Raw genomic sequence first — 23,972 nt, 5'->3', positions numbered from 1 at the left:
GACAACCTCGTTTATCATGCTCAATTATGGACGCCCTGCTCACGCACGACAGCATCCGCGACGCCACCGTCACCGACGCGGCGGTGTGCGCGGCGATCTACGCCCCCTACGTCACCGACACCTCCATCACCTTCGAGCTCGAACCTCCCTCGGAGGAGGAGATGGCCCGGCGCATCACCGAGGCCCAGCGCCACCACGCGTGGATCGTCATGGAGGACGAGGAGGGCGTGCTCGGCTACGCCTACGGCGGCACCTTCCGTACCCGCGCCGCCTACCGCCGGACCTGCGAGGTCAGCGTCTACCTCGAACGCGGGCGCCGCCGCCGGGGCGCGGGACGAGCCCTTTACACCGCGCTGATGCCGCGCCTGGCCGCACGCGGGATGCGCACCGCCATCGCCTGCATGACCCTGCCCAACGACGCCAGCCTGGGCCTGCACCGGGCCATGGGCTTCGAGGACGTGGGAGTCATGCGTCGGGTGGGCCACAAGCACGACGCCTGGCACGACGTGGCCTGGGCCCAGCTGGACCTCACCCCGTAGCCACGCCGACCCCCCGCACACCGGCCCCCTATGCTCGACGAGGTCCCCTCTCCCCACCATCCCCCTGGAGTGACCCGTGTCCGCGCACACCGCCCGCCACCGCCCCTCGGGGCTGGCCTTCGCGCTCGCCGCCGCCCTGGCCTTCGGCGGCGCGGGGGTCTTCGCCCGCCCACTGCTGGACGCGGGCATGGACCCGCTCCAGGTCACCTGGCTGCGGGTGGCCGGGGCCGCGCTCATCCTGCTCCCCGTCGCCGTGCGGCACTGGCGCACGGCCCGGAACCGGCCGCTGCTGGTCCTGGCCTACGGAGTCTTCCCCATGGCCGGAGTGCAGGCCCTGTACTTCGCCGCCGTCGCCCGCATCCCGGTGGGGATCGCGCTGCTCGTGGAGTTCCTCGGCCCGGTCCTGGTGCTGCTGTGGGTCCGGGTGGTGCGCCGCGACCGGGTCTCCCCCGCCGCCGTCGTGGGGGTCGTCCTCGCGGTGGCCGGGCTCGGCCTGCTCCTGGAGATCTGGGCGGGCATGAGCCTGGACGCCATCGGCGTGGGTCTGGCCCTGGGCGCGGCGGCCGCGCAGGCCGCCTTCTTCCTGCTCGGGGACGCCATGGGTCAGGACACCGACCCCCTGGCCGTGATCGCCTTCGGCGCGCTGATCGCCGCCGTCCTGCTGGGGGCACTCGCCCAACCCTGGACCCTGCCGTGGGGCCTGCTCGCGGACCCGCTCCCGCTGGGGACGCTCACCCTGCCGGGCTGGGCCCTGGTGCTGTGGCTGTGCCTGGTGTGCACCGCCGTCGCCTACTTCGCCGGGGTCTCGGCGATCCGACGCCTGTCGCCGCAGGTGGCGGGTGGTGTGGCCTACCTGGAGGTGGTCACCGCGATCGTGCTCGCCTGGGTGCTGCTGGGCGAGGCGCTCAGCCTCGTCCAGGTCGTCGGCGCGGTCGTCATCGTGACCGGAGCCTTCATCGCCCAGACCTCCGTGCCGAGCTCTCCGACGCCCGCCACGGAGGACGCCCCGGCCGCCCCCGAGCCGGAACACGCTCCGGACCGGAGCTGACCTGCGAGGACGCCGTCACAAGACATCGGACCGACCCGTCCGCACCGGGGGAGGCGCCGCCGGGCGCGTCAACGCCGTGGCGGCACCGCGATCCGGTCCAGGTCAGCGGCGAGCACCACCTGCCCGTCGAACTCCTCGCCCGCCTGGGCCGTGAAGAGGCTCTCGTCTGCCTCCTCGTAGCGCTCCGACAGATGGGTCAGCACCAGCGTGCGTGCCCCCGCACGAGCGGCGATCCGCCCGGCCTGGCGCGCCGTCAGGTGGCCGTACGCCTCGGCCAGGTGCTCCTCGGAGTCCAGGTACGTGGACTCGATGACCAGCATGTCCGCCCCACGGGCCAGCTCCACCGCCTGCTCGCACTCACCGGTGTCCATCACGAACGCGAACACCTGGCCGGGGCGGGGCACCGCGCAGTCGGCCAGCTCCACCACGCGGCCGTCCGCCAGTTCCAGGGATCCCTCCCGCCGCAACCGGGAGATGGCGGGGCCGCGTACCCCCAGGTCCCGCAGACGGTCGGGCAGCATCCGCCACCCGTCGGGTTCGGTCAACCGGTACCCGTAGGCGGGCATGGAGTGGCGCAGGGGCAGGGCCGTGACCGTGAACGGCTCGTCCGGGCCCACCACGCAAGTCCCGGAGCCGCCCACCGGCTGGGGCACGATCACGTCGGTGTCGCGGAAGGAGGTGGCGTGCCGCAGGCGCCGCCAGTACTCCTCACCGGCGCCCGGGTAGGCGATCCGCACCGTGTGCTGGACCTGGTCACGGGCGATGCGCTGGAGGACTCCGGGCAGTCCCAGACTGTGGTCCCCGTGGAAGTGCGTCACGCAGACCCTGGTGATGTCGTTGGCGGCCAGACCGGCCAGACGCATCTGCCGCTGGGTTCCCTCCCCCGGGTCGAACAGCACACCCTGGTCGCCCCAGCGCAGGAAGTAGCCGTTGTGGTTGCGCCGACGGGTGGGCACGGCACTGGAGGTCCCGAGGACCACGAGTTCGCGTACGGACATGGAGCGTATGGTCCCACTCTGCGTGGCGGCGGCGCCTCTCGGTTTCAGCGGACTCCGGTGGCGCGGGCGCGGATCATCGCGGCACGCGGACCCTCGGTGAAGGGAGCGCCGTGTCCCGGCAGCAGCACGCTCCGCTCCGGCAGCGCGGCCAGGCTCTCCAACGACTCCATCGCCCGGGCGCTGTCGTGCGTGGACATCCGGCTGACCACCCGGGGCCCGTCGCACCCCGTGCTGGGATCGGTGGTGACCAGGGCGTCCCCGGTGAAGGCCACCCCACGCTCCTCGAAGACCACCAGCACACTGCCGGGGGTGTGCCCCGGCGCGGACACCACCCGCGGCTGGCCCGGCACCTCCTCCAGTACCTGGTCGTCACCGAAGACGGAGAACTCGCTCACCCGGTCCGAGGTGAACGCCCCGGCGTGCCCCAGCCGCACCAGGACCCGCACGGACGCCGGGTGCCGCGCCAGGTAGGGGAGCAACGGTCGCTCAGGGCGCGCATGGATCATCGCGCTGGTGGGCCCGTCCACCAGGATCGGCGCGTCGGCCTCGTGTACCCACACCCGGGCGCCCGCCTTGTCACGGGCCCGCTCGGCCAGGCCCGTGTGATCCGGATGGGCGTGGGTGAGCACCACCGCCCGCAACCGGCCCCCCACCCAGGCGACCGCGTCCAGGAACCGACCGCTGTGCGAGGGCAGACCGGCGTCGACCATCACCAGCCCCTCCACGGTCTCCACCAGGTAGAAGTTCACGAGCGGGTCACCGATCCGGTACACACCGGGGGCGACCTCCTCGGGGACATGGGTCATGATTCCTCCCGGACGGGCACGCGTGAGAACCCGAGAACGGACCCCGTCCCCCACTCCTACCCGCGAACTCACCGTCTAGCGCAGTACGACTCACCCACCTCTTCCGCCACACCCCCGCCCACGTGCGTCAGCACCCCGGCTGGACTAGCGTCGACCAGGTGAGCAACATCGAACCCCACCCCACCGAACAACGAGTCTGTGAGGCCGACGCCCCCGGCCCCGAACACGGCACCGAACTCCTCGAACCACGCGAGGTCCCCCTCGGCGGACCCCGCGCCATGCTCGTCCACCGCGCCCTCCCCGGCCGGAACCGCCGCATGGTCGGCGCCTGGTGCTTCGCCGACGTCTACGGGCCCGCCGACGTCAGCACCGGTCCCGGCATGCAGGTGCCGCCCCACCCCCACATCGGGTTGCAGACCGTGAGCTGGCTGGTCCAGGGCACCGTCCACCACCTGGACGGCCTCGGCTCCGACCAGGTGGTCCGCCCCGGCCAGCTCAACCTCATGACCGCCGGAAACGGCATCGCCCACTCCGAACGCACCCCCGAGCACGCCCCCGACCTCCTCCAGGGGGCACAGCTGTGGGTGGCCCTGCCCGGCCACGACCGGCGGGGACCCGCCCGCTTCGAGCACCACGACGACCTGCCCGGGTTCTCCCTGCCCGGGGCCCGGGTCACCGTGATCATGGGCGAGCTCGGAGGCCACCGCTCACCCGCGCGCACCCACACTCCGCTGGTCGGCGCCGAGGTCGTCATCGAGGCGGGAAGCACCGTCACCCTGCCCGTCCGACCCGGTTTCGAACACGGACTGCTCCCCCTGGACGCCCCCGTGCGGGCCCACGGTCACCGGGTCGTCCCCGGCTCCCTCCTCTACCTCGGCACCGGACGCGACCACATCGAGTTCCACGCCACCGAACGCACCCACCTGCTCGTCATCGGCGGCGAACCCTTCGCCGAGGACCTGGTGATGTGGTGGAACTTCGTGGGTCGCGACCATGACGAGATCGTGCGCGCCCGCGCGGACTGGGAGGAGCAGCGCGAAGGCCACGACCGGGGCGAGGGCTTCCGGTTCGACCCGGTGCGCGCCGACGGCGGCGCCGCGCTGCCCGCTCCCGACCTGCCCAACGCAAGGCTGCGTGCGCGCCCCCGACACCGCGGTGCCTGACCCGGCGCCCCGCCCTCCGGCTGAGGGGCGCTGAACGTGAAGGGTAAGCGGGGCTTGCTCAGGCCTCCAGAGTGAAAGCTGGACGATTCCGCACGAAATGCCGACCGAACGACGACATCCAGCGCCCGGACCTGCCCCAACGATGCTCAAGGGCACAAATCCTGCTACGGTGCGGGTCGCGAACTACGGGATGATTTAGGAGACCTGAACATGGGGCAACAGCCTCGCGAGCAGTGGGGGACGCGCGCGGGATTCCTGATGGCCGCGATCGGATCGGCCATCGGACTCGGCAACATCTGGCGATTCCCCTACGTCGCCTACGAGAACGGGGGCGGCGCGTTCCTGCTGCCCTACCTGATCGCGATGCTGACGGCGGGCATCCCGCTGCTCATCCTCGAGTACGGCATCGGGCACAGGTACCGTTCCTCGGCTCCGCTGTCCTACCGGCGCATCTTCCGCCCGGCCGAGGCCATCGGGTGGTGGCAGGTGGCGATCTGCTTCGTGGTCGCGGTCTACTACGCCGTGATCATCGCCTGGGCCATCCGCTTCACCTGGTTCTCCGTCAACCAGGCCTGGGGTGACGACCCCGACGGGTTCTTCTTCAACGACTTCCTCCAGATGAGCCCCGAACCGGGCGTCGTCTCCGGCTTCGTCTCCGGGGTGGCCTGGCCACTGGTCGCGGTCTGGTTCGTGACCCTCGCGGTCCTGATCATCGGGATCCGGCGCGGCATCGAGATCCTCAACAAGATCACCATCCCGCTACTGGTGGTCCTGTTCGGCCTCCTGGTCATCCAGGCGCTCACCCTCGACGGCGCCGTCATCGGCCTCAACGCCTTCTTCACACCCGACTGGGAGGCGATGCTGACCGGCAAGGTGTGGATCGCCGCCTACGGACACGTGTTCTTCTCGCTGTCCATCGGCTTCGGCATCATGGTCACCTACGCCTCCTACCTGCGGCGCAAGTCGGATCTGACCGGCTCGGCCATGGTGGCGGGCTTCGCCAACAGCTCCTTCGAGCTCCTGGCCGGCATCGGCGTGTTCGCCGCCCTCGGCTTCATGGCCACCGCCGCCGGAACCGCCGTTGACGAGGTCGCCACCTCCGGTATCGGACTGGCCTTCATCGCCTTCCCGCAGATCATCTCCAGCCTGCCCTTCGGCGGTTCGCTCTTCGGCGTCCTGTTCTTCGGGTGCCTGGTCATCGCCGGACTCACCTCGCTGATCAGCATCGTCCAGGTGATCGTCTCGGCCGTGCAGGACCGCACCGGCCTGGGCCGCACCCAGACCGTGCTGCTGGTCGGCGGCGCCACCGCGCTCGCCTCGATCCTGCTCTTCCCGACCCCGGAGGGCCTGCACTTCCTGGACGTCTTCGACCACTTCATCAACCAGTACGGCATCGCGCTGGCCGGTCTGGTCCTGGTCATCTTCGTCGGCTGGGGCGTGCGCAAGCTGCCCCTGTTCCAGTCGCACGTCAACGCCGTCTCCAGCATCCACCTGGGCCTGTGGTGGCGCGTGACGCTGGGTGGCGTCACGCCGGTCCTGCTCGGCATCATGATGTGGGACAGCCTGCGCACCGAGCTGGCCACCAACTACGGCGGCTACCCGACCGGGTACCTGCTCGCCGCGGGCTGGGGTGTGGCCATCGGCGCCATTGTCTTCGGCGTCGTGATGTCCTGCTTCCCGTGGAAGCGTGCCGACGCCATCGCCCGCCACGACGCCGAACGCGTCTCGGACGAGGACGGCACCCCGGTCCAGTTGGAGGCGCCCAACGACATCGCGCCCTCCGGCACCGCCGTCCCGGCCTTCGACAAGGAAAAGGAAGAGGACCGCTGATGTCCACCAGCGCCATCGTCATGATGGTCATCTCCATCACCGTGCTCTGGGGCGGCCTCGTCGCGGCCGTCATCCACCTGCGCCGCCACCCCGACGACCCCGGGTCCGAGTGACCACCAGCCTCAGCCCGAGGGGCCGCGAACCGCACACGCGGTCCGCGGCCCCTCGGCCGTGTACGGGACGCTCCGTTCCCTGCGGGGAGGGTCAGGCCGCGAACTCCCGGACGATCCGCGCGCAGAACGCGGGCAGGTCGTCCGGGTCGCGGCTGGTGGTCACGCCGTGGTCGGTGACCACCTCCTCCTCCACCACGGTCCCCCCGGCGTTGCGGATGTCGGTGCGGATGCTGGGGAAGGAGGTGACGGTGCGCCCGCGCACCACGTCGGCCTCCACCAGCACCCAGGGCCCGTGGCAGATGGCCGCGACGGGCTTGCCCCGGGCCACGAAGTCGCGCACGATCCGCACCGCGTCCGCGTCCGACCTCAGGTTGTCCGGGTTGATCGTGCCCCCCGGAACCATGAGCGCGTCGTAGTCGTCGACACCGACCTCCGACACCACCCGGTCCACCGCGAACCGGTCGGCCGGTTCGATGTCCCCGTTCATGGCCTGGATCTCTCCCTCACGCAACGAGACCAGATCCACCTGGGCTCCGGCCTCGACCAGCGCCTGGCGTGGTTGGACCAGCTCCACCTGCTCGACACCGTCCGCGGCCAGAATCGCCACCCGGCGTCCGGTGAGTGGGTCAGCCATCGTGTCCCCCTGTGTGCTCCTCGGGTGCGCGGATCCGAACGGATCCGCCGACACGTGCGGCCCTACCCGCCCAGCCCCCTCCGCTCACGTACCGCCGAGGGATCGATCCCCGGGACTCCCCCGCTCCCCGGAGCCGCCCGACGGTGATCGGTGTGCTCATGGGCGCGACGATGTCGACGTCATCATCAGGTGGCCCAGGCTCCCGTTCAGCGTTCGTGCGGGCACAGTGGTGCGGAACATGCCGTGCTCGACTGGATGATCAGCGTTTCAGTCCGCCGGGGACGGCAGCCCGAACATCACTGTCTCCGCAGGCCGGTTCGCGACGGACTGGGTGAAGAGGTTCCCGGAGGGCAGACCGGTGTGGCTCAGGAAGACGTCCGCGCCCTGCTCGATTTCATCGGCCTTCAGAGGGCCCGCGGCGATGTCCCCGTTCCGGGCGTCCACCGCGACCACACGTCCGCCCTTGTAGGCGTGGCCGTAGAGGAACCCGTCCCGCACGACGTGCCTGCTGCCGGAAGGCAGTCCGATGCGGTACTCCGGTTCCCAGGCGTCGGACCCGTCACTGATGTGGAAGGCTCTGTCACTCTTGGCGAAGACCCCGTCGACCACCTGGACCACCCCGGAGAGGCCGTAGTCGCCCAGCGCGAGCGACCAGTCGGCACCGGGTTCGGGGGCCGTACGGTGCCACAGTTCCTCCCCGGAGGGGTCGAAGGCGATCAGCTCCGTGCCCTGGTAGTTGCGGCTGGAGCGGGAGTCGTGGCTGTCGACCTCCACCACGGTCGCCGCTTCGTCAAGGATGACGTTGTACACCGCGTGCCCGTCCTCCTCGTCCAGTTCGCGCGTGCTGGGAGCAGGAGCCGGGAGCGTCGCGTCGTGGATCGGGCTTCCGACCGCGGAGTCGTAGACGGCGATCGCTGGCCCTCTGGTCAGCACGATCCGACCACCTCCCAGCACGGCCCGCTCGGTGGGCCAGTAGGCAGCGGAGAACAGCCCCATCCTGCTTTCCTCCGGAGCCACATGGGCCAGAGAGGTCTGGTCGATGTCGAGAGTTGCCACGGTGCGGCCGTCGTCCGGGTTCAGCAGGTTCCAGGAACCGTCGAAGACCGCGATGCGGTCATGGGTGTCCGGATCCACCTGGAGACTCGTGAAGCCCACCGCGCACCAGAGCCGTTCTCCGGTCTCCATGTCGAAGGCGAGCAGGGCGTCCTTCGGAAGTGCGCCCCGACCCCTGTCGGGGCTGAGGTGGACGAGCAAGGTCTCGCCGAGGGCGTGTACGCGGTCGCCGTGGATGCTTCTCTGGCCGTCGTCGCCCCTCCGACCGAACGCCCCGTCGATCCCGCTCTCGAGCGTCCAGCGCACCCGGCCGTCGTCCGCGTCGTAGACGCCGATCCCGTCCACGTCCACCATGGCCACCGAGGTGGAGTTGCCCGTGGCGACCCCGCCCCAGAGCGGAACCCACCAGGCGGCCGTACCGAAGCCCGCGTTGCCCTCGAACTCCTCGGCGGCGTCCAACATCGCCGAGTCCTCTCGCCTGGAGTCGCGTTGGGTCAACGGACGCGCGTCGGGCCACACGTCGTCGGCTCCCTGCTGCACCGTGGGCCGTGCGCACAGTGCCGCACCGGCGGCCGGGGACCAGTACCAGGGAGACAGGGCTCCGGCGAGGACCGCCATCGCGATCGCCGCCATCGCGGTGCGGGCGCCGATTCTTCCCAGGCGCCCTCGGTCACCGTCCACCAGCCTGATCCAGGCCCTCAGCCGGAAGACGGTGTCGGCCGTGACGAGCCCGACGACACCGACCGCGACCGGTGTCGGCCAGAGGGCCCAGGCCGCGACGGCCGAAGCGCCGAACAGCACGATCTCTCCGATGACCAGCAGGAGCCCGGGTGCTCGGACGAGGGGGGTGCCGTCGCGGCGGGGCAGCCGCAAGGCGATCAGGGTGAGCACGGCGACTGCCCCGACCAGGGCCGCGATGAGCGAGAACACGCCGAGTGCCCACACCACCGCCAGCAGGCTCACCAACAGCGTGGCGGCGTGCAGGGCGGCAAGGCCGATGCTGGCGGGTCTCCGCGAAGGAGGAAGAGATGTATTGGGGGATTCGTGGGTCACTTCGACAGCTTCCTACGGCGCGATGGGCTGCTCTGGCTTGCGGTGCGCCGATCAGCGGGGCGCGGGCTCCTTGAGCCGCCCGTGAAGGTCTGGGCCACACCGAACGGCCGGTGATCGACACGGAACCCCTGTACGTCACCGGGCGGAGCTGACCGAACCCACCGCCATACGTTGGTCCCCGTGTTCCCGGCGTCGTGGAGCGCGGGAGCTCGCTGTTGAGACCAGCCTCCGTCCTCCGGTACCCAGCCCGGGTGAAGGGACCACCGCGTTGACCCAGGGCATGGTCCTGGGTCAACACGATCTCGCGACCTCGTAGCTCACGAGATGACCTAGCGGGGACATCGGACACGGTGACCGGCCTGGCGGTGGGTGCTGTGGCCCATTGGACCCCAACGGCCCGAACGGTAACGAGGGGGTCAGCAGCCCTTGGTGACGTCGGTGATGGCCGTGGCGTTGTAGCGGACGTTGCTCTTCGTCCCTGCCTTGGTCACCAGGCACACCGAGGGGACGACGGCGCCACGCAGTTTGACGGTGACGCGCTGGTCATGGCTGCAGTGGTTGTTGTAGTACAGCGTCGTGGTGACGATGCCGTTGCTCCACGAGAAGTTGACCTTGTTTCCCACCGGCTGGTTGCAGCTGATGCTCCTGGTGGCCTGGGTTTGGACATCAGCTGCTGCTGAAGGCACAGGGTTGAGTGCCAGGACGAGGGCGAGGGACGCGGTCAGGGCCAGAGCACGCTTCATCAGACGCACAGGGGACCTCTTTTCAGGTCGTGTCGGGGTATCTCTTAAGGAATCAAACTTCTGCTGGAGGGTTCCGCGTAAGCCATCTACACTTATTGGCCGAATGAGGCCACCGAAAGATCACGAGGGTTCGCGGAACAGGCTCCCAGCATCTGGTTCGGAAGATCACCGCATCAATTTCCGTGATCCGTGAAGGTTGTCGGACAAATCGCTAGTGATAGGAATGGGGATGCCAGTCTCCCCCCCCCACGGCCTCTCGCCGACATGCGAAACGATCTTCGAATGCTACTCAGGCCCTTTGGTCAGGAGCGCGTGGGCGGATCCCCATGGAATACAGGGGAAATGGGGAATGTGCTCGCTCATCAAGTTTGGCGAGAACTGTGTCTGAGAGTCCATAGCCTGTGGTGAACTCTTCTTGGTCCAGAGTGAACTGGTGGAGGCGCTGACTCACAGCCGCGAAATGCTGTGAGTACGGTAAGCGACCTCCTCACCCCGGCGGCTGGGGCGGTGACCGACAGGACCGAGTCGTGCGTGGTTCTCGATTCAGTTGAGGGGTCCAGCCCAACCACGCCCTCCGGGGCCGAGGCGATGGCGCCGACGGTGACGACTCGGCGGCTCGCTCGGGGGTGGTTCGGCACCGAGGACGGAGGCCTCCCACTCGTCCGAGGTGAACCAGGCGCCATCGAGGTGGGTCCCAGGAGGGGAACACCACCAGCAGCCCCCACCCGGAAGGGGTCCCCCATGGCCGCGACCCGACGCCTGTATCTGGCCCGCCACGCCCAGGCCGACCCCGACACCGGGGATCTCACCGACACCGGACGCCGCCAGGCCGACCTGCTCGGAGCCCGTCTGAGCGAGTTCGCGCCCCACACCCTCCGGCACGGCCCCCTGCCCCGCGCCGCCCAGACCGCACACCTGGTGGCCTCCCATCTGGAGGACGTGACCCCGGTGGAACTCCCCGAAGCCGGGGACTACGCCCCCTACCTGCCCGAACGCCACGAACTGCCCCCGACCCACGCCGACGGTGTCCTCGACTTCCTGCACCGCGTCCCACCCGACGCACGCTCCGCCGACCTGGGCCGCAGGGCGCTGGAGCTCCTGACCGGCCCCGTCGAGGGTCGGACGGAACTCCGGGAGGTGGTCATCACCCATGCCTACCTCGTCGGTTGGCTGGTGACGGCGGCGCTCGACGCGCCGCCCTGGCGGTGGGTGAGCGTGGGCGCGGCCAACGCCGGGCTGACCGTCATCCGGTACGCCCCGCACGGCCCGGCCTCGGTGGTCACCCTCAACGAGCTCACCCACCTGCCCGACGAGCTGCGGTGGACTGGTTTCCCGCCCCACCTGCGGCCCTGACTCAGCTCGGGGTTCCCTCCCACGCCTGGGCGGGGACCTTCTCCAACAGGTCGATCAGGGTGTCGGCGTCCGTCACCACGGCGTCGGGTTCGATCCTGCCCGAACCCCAGGTCATGAGATGGTCACCGGTGAACCGGAACGGGACCCGCTCCTCGGCGCCCGCCAACAGCCAGGCCCGCAGCTCCGGTCCCAGCACCGCCAGGGCGAACGCGTCGTCCTGCGCGGTGATCCGGAAGGTCCCGTCGAAGGTCGGCTCTCCCACCTGGAGGTCGTGCACGCCCAACAGGCCGAGCAGGGTGTGTCCGAGGTGCTCGTTCCTGACCTCCAGGACCGACGTACGCGGGGTGCCCACCGCCACGACGTTGAAGCAGTGCGTGGTCGTGGTCGTGTTCTGACCGTTGTGGCTGGTCGTGGTGTACGAGTACTCGAAGGCCAGGACCCTGTGCCCCCGGTGGTCGGCCGTCAGCACGTGTCGGGCCTTGGCGTTGGAACGCCCCGACCGGAAGGGGGTGCCGTGGAACCGGTAGGTCAGCTCGGGACGTTCCCTCTCGTAGCTCCAGCCCCGTTCCCGGGCCCAGGTCTCCAGGTACTCAGCCCGCTGTCGTTCGGCGGCCGAGGACATCACCACGATCGCGATGACGATGACGACGGCGATCATCATGATCGCCAGGGTGCCACCAGACATGGGTGAATCTTCCTCTCAGTGCGGCTCTGCACCCACTGAGACGCCGTTCACTCCTCGCCCGGTTCCCCCCTTTTTTCCGAGTCCTCCCTGGGGCGCACCCGCACGTGCGCCCGTTCTCCCTGCGGTCCGAACAGGCCCAGGTACTCGACGGGGCCCGGCCCGGGGTTGGCCAGCGCGTGCGGGATCCGGGTGTCGAACTCCGCGACCTCACCGGCCTCCAACACCATGTCGTGATGGCCCAGGACCAGCCGCAACCGCCCCTCCAGGACGTAGAGCCAGTCGTGCCCCTCGTGGGTGCGCTGTTCGATCTGGTCCGCCGGAACGGTGAGCGGGGCGTTCGGCGTCGGGTTGGTGATCCGGTACGCCTGGAGACCGCCCGGCCTGCGGTTGAGGGGGACGTAGGTGACACCGTGGCGGACGAAAGCCCCGCGCTGGACCCGGGGGTCCCGCACCGGGGGCTGTCCCACCAGCCGGTCCAGGGGCACCTCGTACACGCGGGACAGCGGTAGCAGGAGTTCCAGGGTGGGACGCCGCTGTCCCGACTCCAGCCGGGACAGGGTGCTCACCGAGATCCCGGTCTGCTCCGACAACCCCGCCAACGTGGTGCCCCGTTCCCTACGCAGGGACCGCAGCCGCGGCCCCACCGCCTCCAGCACCGGGGTGAGTTCGTCGTCCATACCCCGAATCTGTCACAGCTCCCCCGTCACCTCCGACACCGCACGCCCTCACGGCCTCCCCGGAACGTCGAACCCGTTCAGGCGGGCAGGCTCGTGTGGAATGACCGTACTCGCCGCCATCGACCACCCGCCCCGACCCAGCAGCCGGGGTCGAGCCCTCCAGTTCGGGGCGGTCGTCCGCCCGGTCCTCACCCGACTCCGCGCGCCGAATCGGTGAGGTGCCGCCAGGTCCGTACGAGCTGGCTGAACTCCTTGACCTGCACGAGCACGTGGTCGCGGGCGGCGTTCTCCGCGGCCTCGGCGTCCCCGGCCACGATGGCGTCGGCGATCGCGCGGTGCTCGGCCAGGGAGCGCCGCATACGGTCCGGTACCCGAAGCTGGAGCCGCCGGTACGGCTGTAGGACCCGTTTGAGCGCCTGGGCCTGCTGTCGCAGGTATTCGTTGCCGCACGCCTCGTAGACGACGCCGTGGAAATCGGCGTTGGCGTAGTAGTACCCGTCGGCGTCCCCCGCCGTCGCGTGCCGCTCGCACGCGCGCAGGGTGTGCTCGAGCCGGTCCATCGACTCCCGTTCGATGCGGCGTGCGCAGAGGCGTGCCGCCATCCCCTCGAGTTCGGCCATGACCTCGAAGCGCTCGGCCAGTTCGGAGACGCCGAGCTCGGTGACGTACGTGCCCTGTTTGGGGCGGATCTGCACCAGCCCGGAGCGCTCCAGAGCCTGGAGCGCCTCCCGGATCGGTGTGCGCGAGCACCCGAACTCGCGCTCGAGCCGCGCCGGGTCCAGGCGCTCACCCGGCCGGTACCGGCCCTCGACGACGGCGTTCTCCAGCGCGTCCCGTACGCGGTGGGATTCCGGAACCCGAGCCATCGACACCTCCGTGCCCAGATTAGCCGACCGGCCGCGGGGGGTTGCGCTCCCCTGTTCCCTGCCCTACGTTCCCTGTTATATATATCACCCCCCGTGATGTATGTTACTGAAGGAGCGGAGATGCGGCCCGACGAAGCGTGCGAGACCGGTCCGGTCCGACCGGCGAAAGAGGGGCACGGCGGTGGCCCCCAGACGGCCGGCACGTCGGGGACGCCTGCCCTGGACCGCCTGATCACCGCCTGCGAGGTCCTCATGGGCGACGTGGGCGAGGCCTCCGTCCGCGCGGTCGCGGCGCGGGCCCTGGCCGCCTACGGCGAGCTCGACGACTCCGGCAGGACGGCCTTCTTCACCCACGTCATCAAGGACCACGGCGTCGACCCCGACCGGGTCCGCACCGCCTTCCACCGCTGGGACGAGGCCAGGAACAGCGGGTCCGGGGGCGAGGAGGAACTGGTCGGGCTCTTCGACGCGGTCGAGCCGGCGCGCCAGCGACTGCTCCGCCGGATGAACCACGCGCCCGACGCCACGCTCGCCCTGGTCGGGATGCGCGCGGACCTGCGCCGACTGATGCGCCGCCGTCCGGAGCTGCGGCCCCTGGACCACGACCTCCACCACCTGCTCGCCTCCTGGTTCAACCGCGGTTTCCTCCGCCTGGCGGAGGTCACCCCGGACTCGCCCCGGCGGTTGCACGACCACCTGCTGCGTTACGAGAGGGTCCACCCGATGGCGGACCGCGCCGATCTCCGCCGCCGACTGGAGCCCGCGGACCGCCGCGTCCACGCCTTCTTCCACCCGGCCACCGGCGACGTGCCGCTGATCTTCGTGGAGGTCGCCCTGGTGCGTGGGACGCCGGGCGACATCACCCCCCTGCTGGAGCCCGGCCCCGCCTTGGACCCCGGGGAGGCCGACACAGCGGCGCTCTACTCGATCAACAACGCGCTGGACGGCCTGACCGGGATCTCCTTCGGCAGCCTCCTCATCAAGCAGGTCATCGAGCAGGTGCGCGACCGGTTGCCGCACCTGGCGCACTTCGTCACCCTGTCACCGATCCCGGGGTTCCGGCGTTGGCTCGAGGAGCGGGCCGGAAGCGAGGCCGACCTGCGGGGGCTCGCCCGGGACCTGGGAGCCGCGGACGGACCGGCCGACCTCGGCCCCGCGGACACCGCGCGGATCCGTTCTCGCCTCCTGCCCGTCCTGGCCCGGTACATCGCGACCGAGAAGCGCGGCGACGGGCGGCCCCTCGACTCGGTCGCCCGCTTCCACCTGGGCAACGGAGCCGCCGCGTGGAGGCTCAACTGGCCGGCGAACACCTCGGCTCAGGCCTGGCGGCAGTCCTACGGCGCGATGGTCAACTACCGCTACGAGCCGGAGAAGCTCGAACGCCGCCACGAGGACTTCGTCCGCCGCCGCACCGTGGCGCTCGACGGCCCGCTGCGGGACGCACTGCCGGACGCCCCGGGCTCCGACACGTGAGACACCTCCACCTCCACCGCACCGAACGAGAAAGAGGAACACCACCGATGGCGCCATTCACGGCCATTCACCGATCCTTCGCCGAGCAGGCGCGGCGGCGGCCGGACCGGACCCTGTTCGCGCTGCCCGGCGGCGGGAACATCACCTACGGGGAGACCGAGGAGACCGTGCGGCGGATCGCCGCCCGCCTCCTCGCCGACGGCGTCACCCCCGGCGACCGGGTCGCGATGCAGGTGGAGAAGTCCCCCGAGGCCGTCGCGCTGTACCTGGCGACCCTGCGCGTCGGCGGGGTCTTCCTCCCGCTCAACACCGCCTACACCGACGCGGAGATGACGTACTTCCTCGGCGACGCCCGGCCCCGTGTGCTCGTCTGCTCCCCCGGCCGCCGAGCCGAGCACGCCGGTCGCGAAGCCGAAGGGCTCGTCGTCGAGACCCTGGGCACCTCCGGCGACGGCACCCTCCTGGAGGGGGGCGGCCACCACGACGGGGACCACGACGCCTCGGCCGAGGACCCGGCGGCCATCCTGTACACCTCCGGCACCACCGGACGGTCCAAGGGGGCCGTGCTCACCCACGGCAACCTCGCCTCCAACTGCGAGACGCTGCTCCAGGCCTGGCGGTACACCTCCGAGGACCGGCTGATCCACGCCCTGCCGATCTTCCACGTTCACGGGCTCTTCGTCGCGGTCAACATGACGCTGGCGGCGGGCGCGTCCATGCACTACCTGTCCGGGTTCGACACCGACGCGGTCATCGACCTGCTGCCGCGCGCCACCGTGCTCATGGGCGTCCCCACCTTCTACACCCGCCTGCTGAAGAGCGACCGGCTCACCCCCGAGTCCTGCGCCCCGATGCGGCTGTTCGTCTCCGGCTCGGCCCCGCTGCTCGCGAGCGACGCCGAGGACTTCCGGGCCCGCACCGGCCACGCCATCCTCGAGCGCTACGGGATGACCGAGACCGGGATGAACACCACCAACCCCTATGAGGGGCCGCGCAAGCCCGGCACGGTCGGACGGCCACTCCCCGGCGTCGAGATCCGGGTGGCGGACCGGGAGACGGGACGGGAGCTCCCCGACGGAGAGGTCGGCATCATCGAGGTCCGCGGCCCCAACGTCTTCTCCGGTTACTGGCGGATGCCGGAGAGGACCGCCGCCGAGTTCCGCGCGGACGGCTTCTTCGTCACCGGCGACCTGGGCCGCGTCGACGAGGACGGCCACCTGTGCATCGTCGGCCGGGACAAGGACCTCGTGATCTCCGGCGGCTACAACATCTACCCCAAGGAGCTCGAGGAGCTCATCGACGCGCACCCGGGGGTGTTGGAGTCCGCCGTGATCGGCGTCCCCCACCCGGACCTGGGGGAGGCTGTGGCGGCCGTCGTCGTTCCCCGGCCGGGGGAGGAGCTCCAGGCCGGGGAGCTGCTGGAGTCCATCGCCGCAGACCTCGCCCGGTTCAAGCGGCCGCGCGCGGTGCGCGTCGTCGCGGCACTGCCCCGCAACGTCATGGGGAAGGTGCAGAAGGCCGAACTGCGCGAGCGCTACGCGGACCTGTTCACCGGCACGGTCGCCTGACAGCCTGCCGCTCCGGTCACCCCCCGGCGCTCCCGCCGACCCACCCCCCGAAGCAAGGAGAGAATCGATGGTCCTCTACGGAGTCGCGGCCCTGGCGGTGTGCCTGCTCACGGGTGCGCTCGTGGGCGAACTCCTCGGTGCCGCGGTCGGCGTCGACGCCAATGTCGGCGGCGTCGGCTTCGCCATGATCATGCTGGTGCTCGTCTCCGACCGGCTGCGCAGGAACGGGAAACTCCCCGAGGCCACCGAGCAGGGCGTGCTCTTCTGGAGCGCGATGTACATCCCGGTCGTCATCGCCATGGCCTCCACCCAGAACGTGGTCAAGGCGATAGCGGGTGGTCCGATGGCGATCACCGCGGGCCTGGGAGCGATCGTCGCGGGGGCCGTCCTGGTCCCCCTCCTGTCGCGGATCGGCGAACCAGCGGAACCGCTGCCGCCGCTGGTCGAGGAAGGACGGGAGGTCTGAGATGGACCGGATCATCGGCGTCTTCGAGAGCAATGACCTGCTCGTGGCCTTCGTGGTGGTCGGCGGGCTGATGGCGGTCTCCGGGTGGCTGTCCAAGAAGCTCACCCGCGGCTGGCTGCACGGCTCGGCCATCGCCATCGTCCTCGGCCTGGCTCTGGCGTACTGGGGTGGATGGGCAACCGGCGGCGAGCACGGACTGGCTGACATCGCGGTCTTCTCCGGACTGGGCCTCATGGGCGGCGCGATGCTGAGGGACTTCGCGATCGTCTCCACCGCCTACGGCGTGGACCTGCGGGAGATCAGACGCGCCGGAATGGTCGGCGTGCTGTCGATCGTGCTGGGCGTGCTGGTCTCGTTCGCCGTCGGGGCGGCGATCGCGGCCGCCTTCGGCTACACGGACGCCGCGTCGATGGCGACCATCGGCGCCGGCGCGGCCACCTACATCGTCGGTCCGGTGACCGGGACCGCGGTGGGCGCGAGCTCGGAGGTGATCGCGCTGTCCGTGGCCGCCGGGCTCGTCAAGTCCGTGGTGGTGATGGTGGGGACGCCGCTGATCGCCCCGCTGATCGGACTGAACAACCCCAAGTCCGCGATGGCCTACGGAGGCCTGATGGGCACCACCTCCGGTGTGGCGGGCGGGCTGGCGGCCACTGACAAGCGCCTGGTGCCCTACGGCGCCATGACCGCCACCTTCTACACGGGCCTGGGCTGCCTGCTCGGACCGTCGCTGCTGTACGTGGTGCTCAGGGCCCTCGTCGGCGGGTGAGGCGGGTCGGGTGCGCGGCCTCCGGGAAGGCCGGGTCAGCCGCGCATCCGCTCCAGCCGTCGGTGCCTACCGCCGCCCGAGCCGAGTGTGGTCGGGCTCCGACCCGGTCACCCGCACGGGACGGCTGGCCCGGCCCGAACGCGACCACCTGACGACCACCCGCTCACTGGACCGCCGGGCCGCTGTCACCGGCACGGCCACCGCCCCGTCCTCGAGGTACGGGTGTCCTCCAGGGTGAGGACGGTGGTGGCGCCCCCGTTCTGGACCTCTTCAATCGAGTGTGACGTCGGCGGTCAGCTCCCCCTCAGGAGACCCCCTGGCCGAAGCCCCGTCGAAGGACGCACCCGACCCCCGACCTTCGTCGTGACAACCAGCCGCAGAGCACCCTCACCACGGCTCCCGTCCTAGGCTGACCCCATGCGACTCGGCCTGCCCACCCCCGACCGGCACACCCTGCCGGATGTGGCGGCCGTCGGGATCAGCGCCGCCATGGGGGCCGCCCTGGCCCGCACGGTCCCACCCGACTCCCCCGTCCCGGCGGCAGTGGTCCTGACCGCCTGCCTCCTGCTCTCGGCCACCCTGCTGTGGCGGCGCACGCACCCCATGGCCGTACTGTGGTCCGCCCCGCAGCCGAGGCTCCGATCAAATGGGGGCAGACAGGCCCGCCTCCCCCGCCGCACCGGGGGCCGCGCCCTATCCTGATCACCCACAGCCGGGAGGAACCCACCTTGGACGCGCCCACCGACCGCCTCCGCCCCATCGACCTGGCGCGGGCCGCCGGGATCTCCACGCAGCAGGTGCGCAACCACGCCGACGAGGGCGTCCTCCCCCCGACCGGCCGCACCGCCTCCGGCTACCGGATCCTCACCGACCTGCACCGCCGGGCCCTGCTCACCTTCCGCGCCCTGAGCGCGGGGTTCGGCGGCGCCACCGCACGCGCCGTCATGGCCGCCGTGCACGAACACGACCTCCCCACGGCGCTGGCGCTGATCGACGCCGCCCACCACACCCTGCACGAACAACGCACGGCCCTGCACGCCACCGGCCGGGCCCTGGCGGCGGTCGCCGAACACGCCCCCGACGCGCCCGCCGCTCCCGACGGCGACGTGCGTATCGGTGAACTCGCCGCCCACCTGGGCGTACGCACCTCCACCCTGCGCGTGTGGGAGGACGCCGGGCTGCTCTCCCCCCGGCGCGAACACCCCACCGGGTACCGCCTGTACTCCCCCGCCGACGTCCGCGAGGCCCGGATGGTGCACCTGCTGCGCCAGGTCCGCTACCCGCTCACGGACATCCCACCGGTCATCCGCGAACTCCGCCGCAGCGGACACAGCCGGGCCCTGCACACCGCCCTGGACCAGCGGGCGGACGAACTCACCCAGCGGTCAAGGGCCATGCTCACCGCCGCCGCCCTCCTGGACGACTACGCCCGCACCGTGTGAACCGCGACCCCGTTCCCACACGGGTGCGGGCCGCCCGGGACCGCCCGGACGGCCCGGGATCCTCCCCCGTGCCTCAGGCCTCCTCCGGGGCGAAGACCTTGCCCGGGTTGAAGATCCCCTCGGGGTCCAGCGCCCCCTTGACCGCCCGGTGCATCGCCAGCACGTGCGGGCCCAGCTCGTCCGCGGCGCCGCGCATCTTCAGCAGACCCACCCCGTGCTCGCCGGTGACGGTCCCGCCCACAGCGAGGGCCTCGTCCACGATCACCTCGAACGCCTGCTTGGCCCGCCGCTTGGCCTCCTCGTCACCGGCCGGGACGATGAACAGGGGATGCAGGTTCCCGTCGCCGGCGTGCGCGATGTTGCCGATCCTGGTGTCGAACCGCTCCCCGGCAGCCTCGATCGCCTCCAGCATGTGCGGCACCCGGGCCTTGGGCACGCACACGTCCTCGGTCAGCAACGGCCCCAGCCGCTCCAGCGCCGGGTAGGCCAGCCGTCGCGCCTGGAAGAGCGCCTCGGCCTCCTCCTCGTCGGTGGAGCGCACCGCGTAGACCGCCTTCTCCTGCTCGAAGCACTCCAGGATGCGGTCGGCCTCCTCCTGCCCGGAGGCCCCGGGCAGGTCGCTGCGGGCCAGCAGCAGCACCTCGCCCTCGGCGGACAGCCCCATGTTCTTCCACTCGTCCACGGCCTGGAGGCAGAACCGGTCGATGAGCTCCAGCGCCGAGGGCACGATCCCCGCGGCGGACACCGCCGCCACCGCCCGCCCGGCGTCGGTCAGCGAGTCGAAGTAGCCCACCACCGTGTGCTCCACGCCCCGGCGCAGCGGCACCAGACGCAGCGTCACCTCGGTGACCAGGCCCAGCGTCCCCTCCGATCCCACCATGAGTCCGGCCAGGTCGTACCCGGTCACCCCCTTGGCGGTGGTCCTGCCCAGCCGCACCACCTCACCGGTCCCGACCACGGCCTCCATGCCCAGCACGTAGTCGCGGGTGACCCCGTACTTCACGCAGCAGAGCCCGCCGGCGTTGGTGGCCACGTTCCCGCCGATCGTCGACCACGGCGCCGAGGCCGGGTCCGGCGGATACCACAGTCCGTCCTGGGCGACCCGCGCCCGCAGGTCGTCGTTGACCACACCGGGCTGGACCGTGGCCGTCTGCTGGACGGTGTCCACCTCCAGCACCCGGTTCATGCGCTCGAAGGAGACCACCACCCACCCCCGACCGGAGTTGGCCGCACCCGACAACCCGGTTCCGGCACCGCGCCCGACCACCGCGACCCCGCTTCGCGCGCAGACGCGCACCACCGCCGCGACGTCGGCGGTGTCCCGGGGCCGGACCACCGCCGCCGGTGCCCCGTAGGGTGCCCACTCGGCCTCGTCATGCGAGTAGCCCTCCATCACGGCGGGATCGGTGACCACCTGTTCGGTCCCGATCGCGGCCACCAGCTCCTCGACGACCCCCGGCATGGACCCTCCTTCACCTGTGTGGCGGCGCTCACTGCGCCGACGCTGCCCAGCACTCTAACCGGATGCCCCACCCCAGGAGTCACTCACGTACCAGGATGAACAGGGACGTTCCCTCACCCCACGCCTCGGCAAAGCACCACGAAATCCCATCAAACCTCCCCAAAAACGGACCCGTGCGGTGTTAGCTTGGACCTCCGGCACCCCAGTCACACCACCAACGGCCGCGGAGGTGGGCACATGAGCACGATCCTGGTCACCGGCGCCACCGGAACCCTCGGCGCACCCCTGGTGGAACGACTGCGCGAGACCGACCACCGCATCCACACCCTCAGCCGCCACCCCGACCCCCAGGACCCGAACGCCCACGCCGTCGACCTGCGCACCGGGGACGGACTCGACGCCGCCCTGAACGGCGTCGACACCGTGGTGCACTGCGCCAGCGCCCCCACCGGCGGCGACATCCCGGCCGCCACCCACCTCCTGCGCGCCGCCAGGGCCAACGGCGTCACCCACCTCGTCTACGTCTCCATCGTGGGCTGCGACCAGGTGCCCCTGGGCTACTACCGGACCAAGCACACCGTCGAGGAGGCCCTGCTCGCCTCCGGCCTGGGCGTGACCGTCCTGCGGGCCACCCAGTTCCACCAGCTCGTCGCCGCGGTCTGCGCCCATGCCGCCCGCATGCCCGTGATGCCCTACCCCGACGTCGACGTCCAGCCCGTCGACCCCGCCGAAGTCGCCCTGCGCCTGGCCCGCCTGGCCCAGGAGGAACCGGCCGGACGCGTCCCCGACCTGGGCGGACCCCGGGTGGAGTCCTTCCACGACCTGGCCCGTACCTACCTGGACGCCACCGGAACCGAGCGCCGCCTGCTGCCGCTGCGCCTGCCCGGAGCGACCTTCGCCGCCTACCGCGCCGGAGCCCACCTGGCCCCGGAACACGCCGTGGGGCGCACCACCTTCACCGAGTACATGGCCGCCCACGCCTGAGCGGACACACACCGGTCCCTGCCGCGCGGTCCCGGCACGGGCCCGCACCTGCCCAGGCTCCGTGACGCCCCTACGCTCCGGAGTGCTCCCCGCCACCCGCCCCCACCGAGGGGACGACCTCCCGGACGAACACCAGACCGTCGGCGCCCGCCAGGTGCGCCGGATCCAACGCGGCGTACCCGAACCACGGCGACACCCGGGGCTCGGCACCACCCTCGCCCAGCACCCGCGCCAACCCGGGGGCGTCCACCACGCACCGCTCCGCACCCAGCGCGTACAACTCGCCCTCCACACTTCCCCGGGACGGATCCTCCACCCCGTGGTGCCGCAGCGTGCCCAACGCGGTGGGCAGGAACGCGTACCCGCGCCCCAGCCGCCCCGCCACCAGCGCGCCCGCGCTCCACCACTCCATCAACCCCTGCCACATCCGCATCGAGCTTCTCTCCCGTTGCAGGTGGGAGTTGTGCGCGTGCACCAGCACCGGCCCCCGGTCGGCCAGAGCCAGGAGATTGTGCGCCATCATCTGGTCCCGCACCCCCAACAGTCGGTTGACGCGTGCGGGCGAGGTGTCGGCCAGCCAGTGGTGGTAGCGCAACAACCCCACGGCCGTGCGCCCGTACAGCTCGGCCCGTTCCAGTTCCGCGCGCGAGGTCGCCGCCACCAAGTACGGGGCCTGCGCGCCCAACAACGCCACGAGGTCGTCCGCGACCAACCGCAGCGCACCCGCCTCCGACGTCCGCCCCACCGACCGCCCCGGGTCCATCATCGTCTCCGGGTCGGCCCACGGCCCGTCCGCCCCGAGCAGCCGATCGAGGGTCCCGGCCGAGCAGGGCAGCAGGTCCGCCTCGACCTGTTCCGCGAGGTAGTCGTACAGGGCGCTCAGGGACTGCCGAGGGCTCTCCGCGCCGGAGATCTCCAACGGACCGTCGAACCCGGCGAACCGCACACGCTCCCCGACGGGGCGCCCCTCGTTGTGGGCACGCAGCCACCGCACCAGTTCACGGTTGGCGGTGTAGGCGCCGAAACCGTGGCTGAACCCCCGTTCCATCACCTCGTCGAGCGTTCCGTGGCCCGAGGTGACGTACTCGTCCACGAGCAACCCCCGAAGACAGTCGCTCTCCACCGCGACGGTCCGGAACCCCTCCTCCTCCACGAGTTCACGGAACAGGTCGTTGCGCGCCCACAGCAGCGAGCCGTCGTCATGGGTCGGCTCACCCAAGGCGAGCACGCGCGGCCGCTCGGAGAGCAGTCCCATGACCGAGGCCGCCCCGAACGCGCGGACAGTGTCCTTCGTCTTCGTAGCCATACCTTCGACGGTATCGCTGAACCCTCGGTGGAGACTTTGATCAGCTAGCATCGCGAACATGGCGGAAAAGCTTCAAAGCGGTGTGCGTCTGAGGCCGATCGACCTCGCCCGACGGCACGGCCTGTCCACCCAGGCGATCCGGAACTACGAGGCCGAGGGCATCCTCCCGCCCGCCGAACGCTCCCCCCACGGCTACCGGACCTACACCCCACCGCACGCCTCGGCCCTGCGCGCGTTCCTGGCCCTGCTCCCCGGCCACGGCCACCGGCGGGCCGCGGCCATCATGCGGGCGGTCAACAACGGAGCGATCGAGGAGGCCCTGCACCAGATCGACCTGAGCCACGCCCAACTCCTCGAGGACCGCGGCACCCTGACCGCCGTCCGGAACGCACTGCGCGACCTGGAGACCCACCGTGCGGCGCCCCCGCAGCGCCCCACCCCGGTGCTTTCCGGTCTCACCCCCACGGACGACGCGTCCCGGGCCACCTTCATCGGGCCGCTCGCGGACCGCCTCGGCGTCCGACCGGCCACCCTGCGCAAATGGGAGCAGGCCGGACTGGTCCGCCCCGGCCGCGACCCCCGGACCGGCTACCGGGTCTACGACGCCGCCGCCGTACGCGACGCCCGACTGGTCCACCAGCTCCGGCGCGGCGGCCACCCGCTGGGACGGATCGCCCCCCTCATCGACCAGGTGCGCGCGGCCGGAGGCCTCCAACCCCTGGAGGAGACCCTGGACGGCTGGCACCGGCGCCTCGACGCGCGAGGGCGCGCGCTCCTGGCCGGGGCCGCCCAGCTGGAGGACCACCTGTCCACACACACGTGACGCCCACCCGCGTGCCACCGGTCCCTCGAACCCGGACCGTCCCCCGTCGCACGGCTCCGTGGACCGACACCACACGCACCCGGGCTCCACACCGCCCTCTCCCCGGACTCCTTCTCCCCGC

Annotated in this window: 24 protein-coding genes; 14 read left to right on the top strand and 10 right to left on the bottom strand. The window is 71.2% G+C overall.

Annotated features, from left to right (window positions below):
- The first annotated feature begins 26 nt into the window (after positions 1-26).
- Both ACRWK8_RS10600 and ACRWK8_RS10595 read left to right on the top strand, forming a co-directional pair.
- Positions 27-539: a GNAT family N-acetyltransferase gene (locus ACRWK8_RS10600; protein ID WP_378740330.1), complete on the top strand. Its 513-nt coding sequence runs from the start codon at positions 27-29 to the stop codon at positions 537-539.
- 76 nt (positions 540-615) lie between these two features.
- Positions 616-1,587 (top strand): EamA family transporter, encoded by a 972-nt coding sequence (locus ACRWK8_RS10595; protein ID WP_431869913.1) that lies wholly within the window; start codon positions 616-618, stop codon positions 1,585-1,587.
- A gap of 68 nt (positions 1,588-1,655) precedes the next feature.
- Here the strand turns inward: ACRWK8_RS10595 and ACRWK8_RS10590 are convergent, their stop codons facing one another.
- Entirely contained in the window at positions 1,656-2,585 is a 930-nt protein-coding gene (locus tag ACRWK8_RS10590; protein WP_431869911.1) for a ribonuclease Z, read from the bottom strand.
- 44 nt (positions 2,586-2,629) lie between these two features.
- Entirely contained in the window at positions 2,630-3,391 is a 762-nt protein-coding gene (locus ACRWK8_RS10585; RefSeq protein WP_378740324.1) for an MBL fold metallo-hydrolase, read from the bottom strand.
- 158 nt (positions 3,392-3,549) lie between these two features.
- Between ACRWK8_RS10585 and ACRWK8_RS10580 the strand changes: the two genes are divergently transcribed.
- The 3 genes from ACRWK8_RS10580 to ACRWK8_RS10570 all read left to right on the top strand — a co-directional run bounded on the left by ACRWK8_RS10580 (position 3,550) and on the right by ACRWK8_RS10570 (position 6,497).
- On the top strand, positions 3,550-4,554 hold the full coding sequence (locus ACRWK8_RS10580; protein WP_431869909.1) for a pirin family protein: 1,005 nt from the start codon (positions 3,550-3,552) through the stop codon (positions 4,552-4,554).
- A gap of 210 nt (positions 4,555-4,764) precedes the next feature.
- Complete coding sequence (locus ACRWK8_RS10575; protein WP_431869907.1) at positions 4,765-6,384, top strand: sodium-dependent transporter; 1,620 nt, start codon at positions 4,765-4,767, stop codon at positions 6,382-6,384.
- On the top strand, positions 6,384-6,497 hold the full coding sequence (locus tag ACRWK8_RS10570) for a methionine/alanine import family NSS transporter small subunit (protein ID WP_378740319.1): 114 nt from the start codon (positions 6,384-6,386) through the stop codon (positions 6,495-6,497). Before ACRWK8_RS10575 ends, ACRWK8_RS10570 begins: the two co-directional genes overlap by 1 nt.
- Before the next feature lie 91 nt (positions 6,498-6,588).
- Here ACRWK8_RS10570 and ACRWK8_RS10565 read toward each other — a convergent pair whose 3' ends face one another.
- The 3 genes from ACRWK8_RS10565 to ACRWK8_RS10555 all read right to left on the bottom strand — a co-directional run bounded on the left by ACRWK8_RS10565 (position 6,589) and on the right by ACRWK8_RS10555 (position 9,860).
- Positions 6,589-7,131 carry a type 1 glutamine amidotransferase domain-containing protein gene (locus tag ACRWK8_RS10565; protein WP_378740317.1) on the bottom strand — a complete coding sequence of 181 codons (543 nt, stop codon included), beginning with the start codon at positions 7,129-7,131 and terminating at the stop codon, positions 6,589-6,591.
- Between the two features lie 267 nt (positions 7,132-7,398).
- Entirely contained in the window at positions 7,399-9,237 is a 1,839-nt protein-coding gene (locus tag ACRWK8_RS10560; protein ID WP_431869904.1) for an outer membrane protein assembly factor BamB family protein, read from the bottom strand.
- Positions 9,238-9,653: 416 nt separating this feature from the next.
- Positions 9,654-9,860 (bottom strand): hypothetical protein, encoded by a 207-nt coding sequence (locus ACRWK8_RS10555; RefSeq protein WP_431869902.1) that lies wholly within the window; start codon positions 9,858-9,860, stop codon positions 9,654-9,656.
- Between the two features lie 861 nt (positions 9,861-10,721).
- Here ACRWK8_RS10555 and ACRWK8_RS10550 point away from each other — a divergent pair.
- A complete protein-coding gene (locus tag ACRWK8_RS10550; RefSeq protein WP_431869900.1) occupies positions 10,722-11,333 on the top strand; it encodes a histidine phosphatase family protein in 612 nt (203 codons plus the stop codon).
- A gap of 1 nt (position 11,334) precedes the next feature.
- Here ACRWK8_RS10550 and ACRWK8_RS10545 read toward each other — a convergent pair whose 3' ends face one another.
- From ACRWK8_RS10545 to ACRWK8_RS10535, 3 genes are all read right to left on the bottom strand, one after another.
- Positions 11,335-12,018 (bottom strand): type III secretion system chaperone family protein, encoded by a 684-nt coding sequence (locus ACRWK8_RS10545; RefSeq protein ID WP_378740312.1) that lies wholly within the window; start codon positions 12,016-12,018, stop codon positions 11,335-11,337.
- Positions 12,019-12,065: 47 nt separating this feature from the next.
- Positions 12,066-12,695 (bottom strand): helix-turn-helix domain-containing protein, encoded by a 630-nt coding sequence (locus ACRWK8_RS10540; RefSeq protein WP_431869898.1) that lies wholly within the window; start codon positions 12,693-12,695, stop codon positions 12,066-12,068.
- A 188-nt stretch (positions 12,696-12,883) separates the two neighbouring features.
- Complete coding sequence (locus ACRWK8_RS10535) at positions 12,884-13,561, bottom strand: GntR family transcriptional regulator (RefSeq protein ID WP_431869896.1); 678 nt, start codon at positions 13,559-13,561, stop codon at positions 12,884-12,886.
- Positions 13,562-13,681: 120 nt separating this feature from the next.
- Here ACRWK8_RS10535 and ACRWK8_RS10530 point away from each other — a divergent pair, with 120 nt between their 5' ends.
- The 6 genes from ACRWK8_RS10530 to ACRWK8_RS10505 all read left to right on the top strand — a co-directional run bounded on the left by ACRWK8_RS10530 (position 13,682) and on the right by ACRWK8_RS10505 (position 19,276).
- On the top strand, positions 13,682-15,034 hold the full coding sequence (locus ACRWK8_RS10530; RefSeq protein WP_431869894.1) for a malonyl-CoA decarboxylase domain-containing protein: 1,353 nt from the start codon (positions 13,682-13,684) through the stop codon (positions 15,032-15,034).
- A gap of 47 nt (positions 15,035-15,081) precedes the next feature.
- On the top strand, positions 15,082-16,602 hold the full coding sequence (locus ACRWK8_RS10525) for an AMP-binding protein (protein WP_431869892.1): 1,521 nt from the start codon (positions 15,082-15,084) through the stop codon (positions 16,600-16,602).
- Positions 16,603-16,669: 67 nt separating this feature from the next.
- Positions 16,670-17,068, top strand: a complete 399-nt coding sequence (madL, locus tag ACRWK8_RS10520) for a malonate transporter subunit MadL (RefSeq protein WP_378740302.1) — start codon at positions 16,670-16,672, stop codon at positions 17,066-17,068.
- Between the two features lies 1 nt (position 17,069).
- Positions 17,070-17,834, top strand: coding sequence for a malonate transporter subunit MadM (madM, locus tag ACRWK8_RS10515; protein ID WP_378740300.1), 765 nt, complete (start codon positions 17,070-17,072; stop codon positions 17,832-17,834).
- A 417-nt stretch (positions 17,835-18,251) separates the two neighbouring features.
- Entirely contained in the window at positions 18,252-18,536 is a 285-nt protein-coding gene (locus ACRWK8_RS10510; RefSeq protein ID WP_378740298.1) for a hypothetical protein, read from the top strand.
- A gap of 26 nt (positions 18,537-18,562) precedes the next feature.
- Positions 18,563-19,276 carry a MerR family transcriptional regulator gene (locus ACRWK8_RS10505; RefSeq protein ID WP_378740296.1) on the top strand — a complete coding sequence of 238 codons (714 nt, stop codon included), beginning with the start codon at positions 18,563-18,565 and terminating at the stop codon, positions 19,274-19,276.
- Positions 19,277-19,349: 73 nt separating this feature from the next.
- Here the strand turns inward: ACRWK8_RS10505 and ACRWK8_RS10500 are convergent, their stop codons facing one another.
- Entirely contained in the window at positions 19,350-20,738 is a 1,389-nt protein-coding gene (locus ACRWK8_RS10500) for an FAD-binding oxidoreductase (protein ID WP_431869889.1), read from the bottom strand.
- A gap of 237 nt (positions 20,739-20,975) precedes the next feature.
- On the opposite strand from ACRWK8_RS10500, the gene ACRWK8_RS10495 reads away from it, so the two are divergent.
- A complete protein-coding gene (locus ACRWK8_RS10495; RefSeq protein ID WP_378740292.1) occupies positions 20,976-21,722 on the top strand; it encodes an SDR family oxidoreductase in 747 nt (248 codons plus the stop codon).
- Between the two features lie 70 nt (positions 21,723-21,792).
- Here ACRWK8_RS10495 and ACRWK8_RS10490 read toward each other — a convergent pair whose 3' ends face one another.
- The gene (locus ACRWK8_RS10490) at positions 21,793-23,028 is read right to left on the bottom strand and encodes an erythromycin esterase family protein (RefSeq protein WP_378740289.1); all 1,236 of its coding nucleotides are present in this window, start codon (positions 23,026-23,028) and stop codon (positions 21,793-21,795) included.
- Between the two features lie 58 nt (positions 23,029-23,086).
- Between ACRWK8_RS10490 and ACRWK8_RS10485 the strand changes: the two genes are divergently transcribed.
- Positions 23,087-23,851 carry a TioE family transcriptional regulator gene (locus tag ACRWK8_RS10485; RefSeq protein ID WP_431869886.1) on the top strand — a complete coding sequence of 255 codons (765 nt, stop codon included), beginning with the start codon at positions 23,087-23,089 and terminating at the stop codon, positions 23,849-23,851.
- Positions 23,852-23,972: the final 121 nt, after the last annotated feature.

The organism is Nocardiopsis eucommiae, from assembly GCF_965344335.1.
GTDB classification, from domain to species: Bacteria; Actinomycetota; Actinomycetes; order Streptosporangiales; family Streptosporangiaceae; genus Nocardiopsis; species Nocardiopsis eucommiae.
This window is presented reverse-complemented; position numbering and strand designations above follow the sequence as displayed.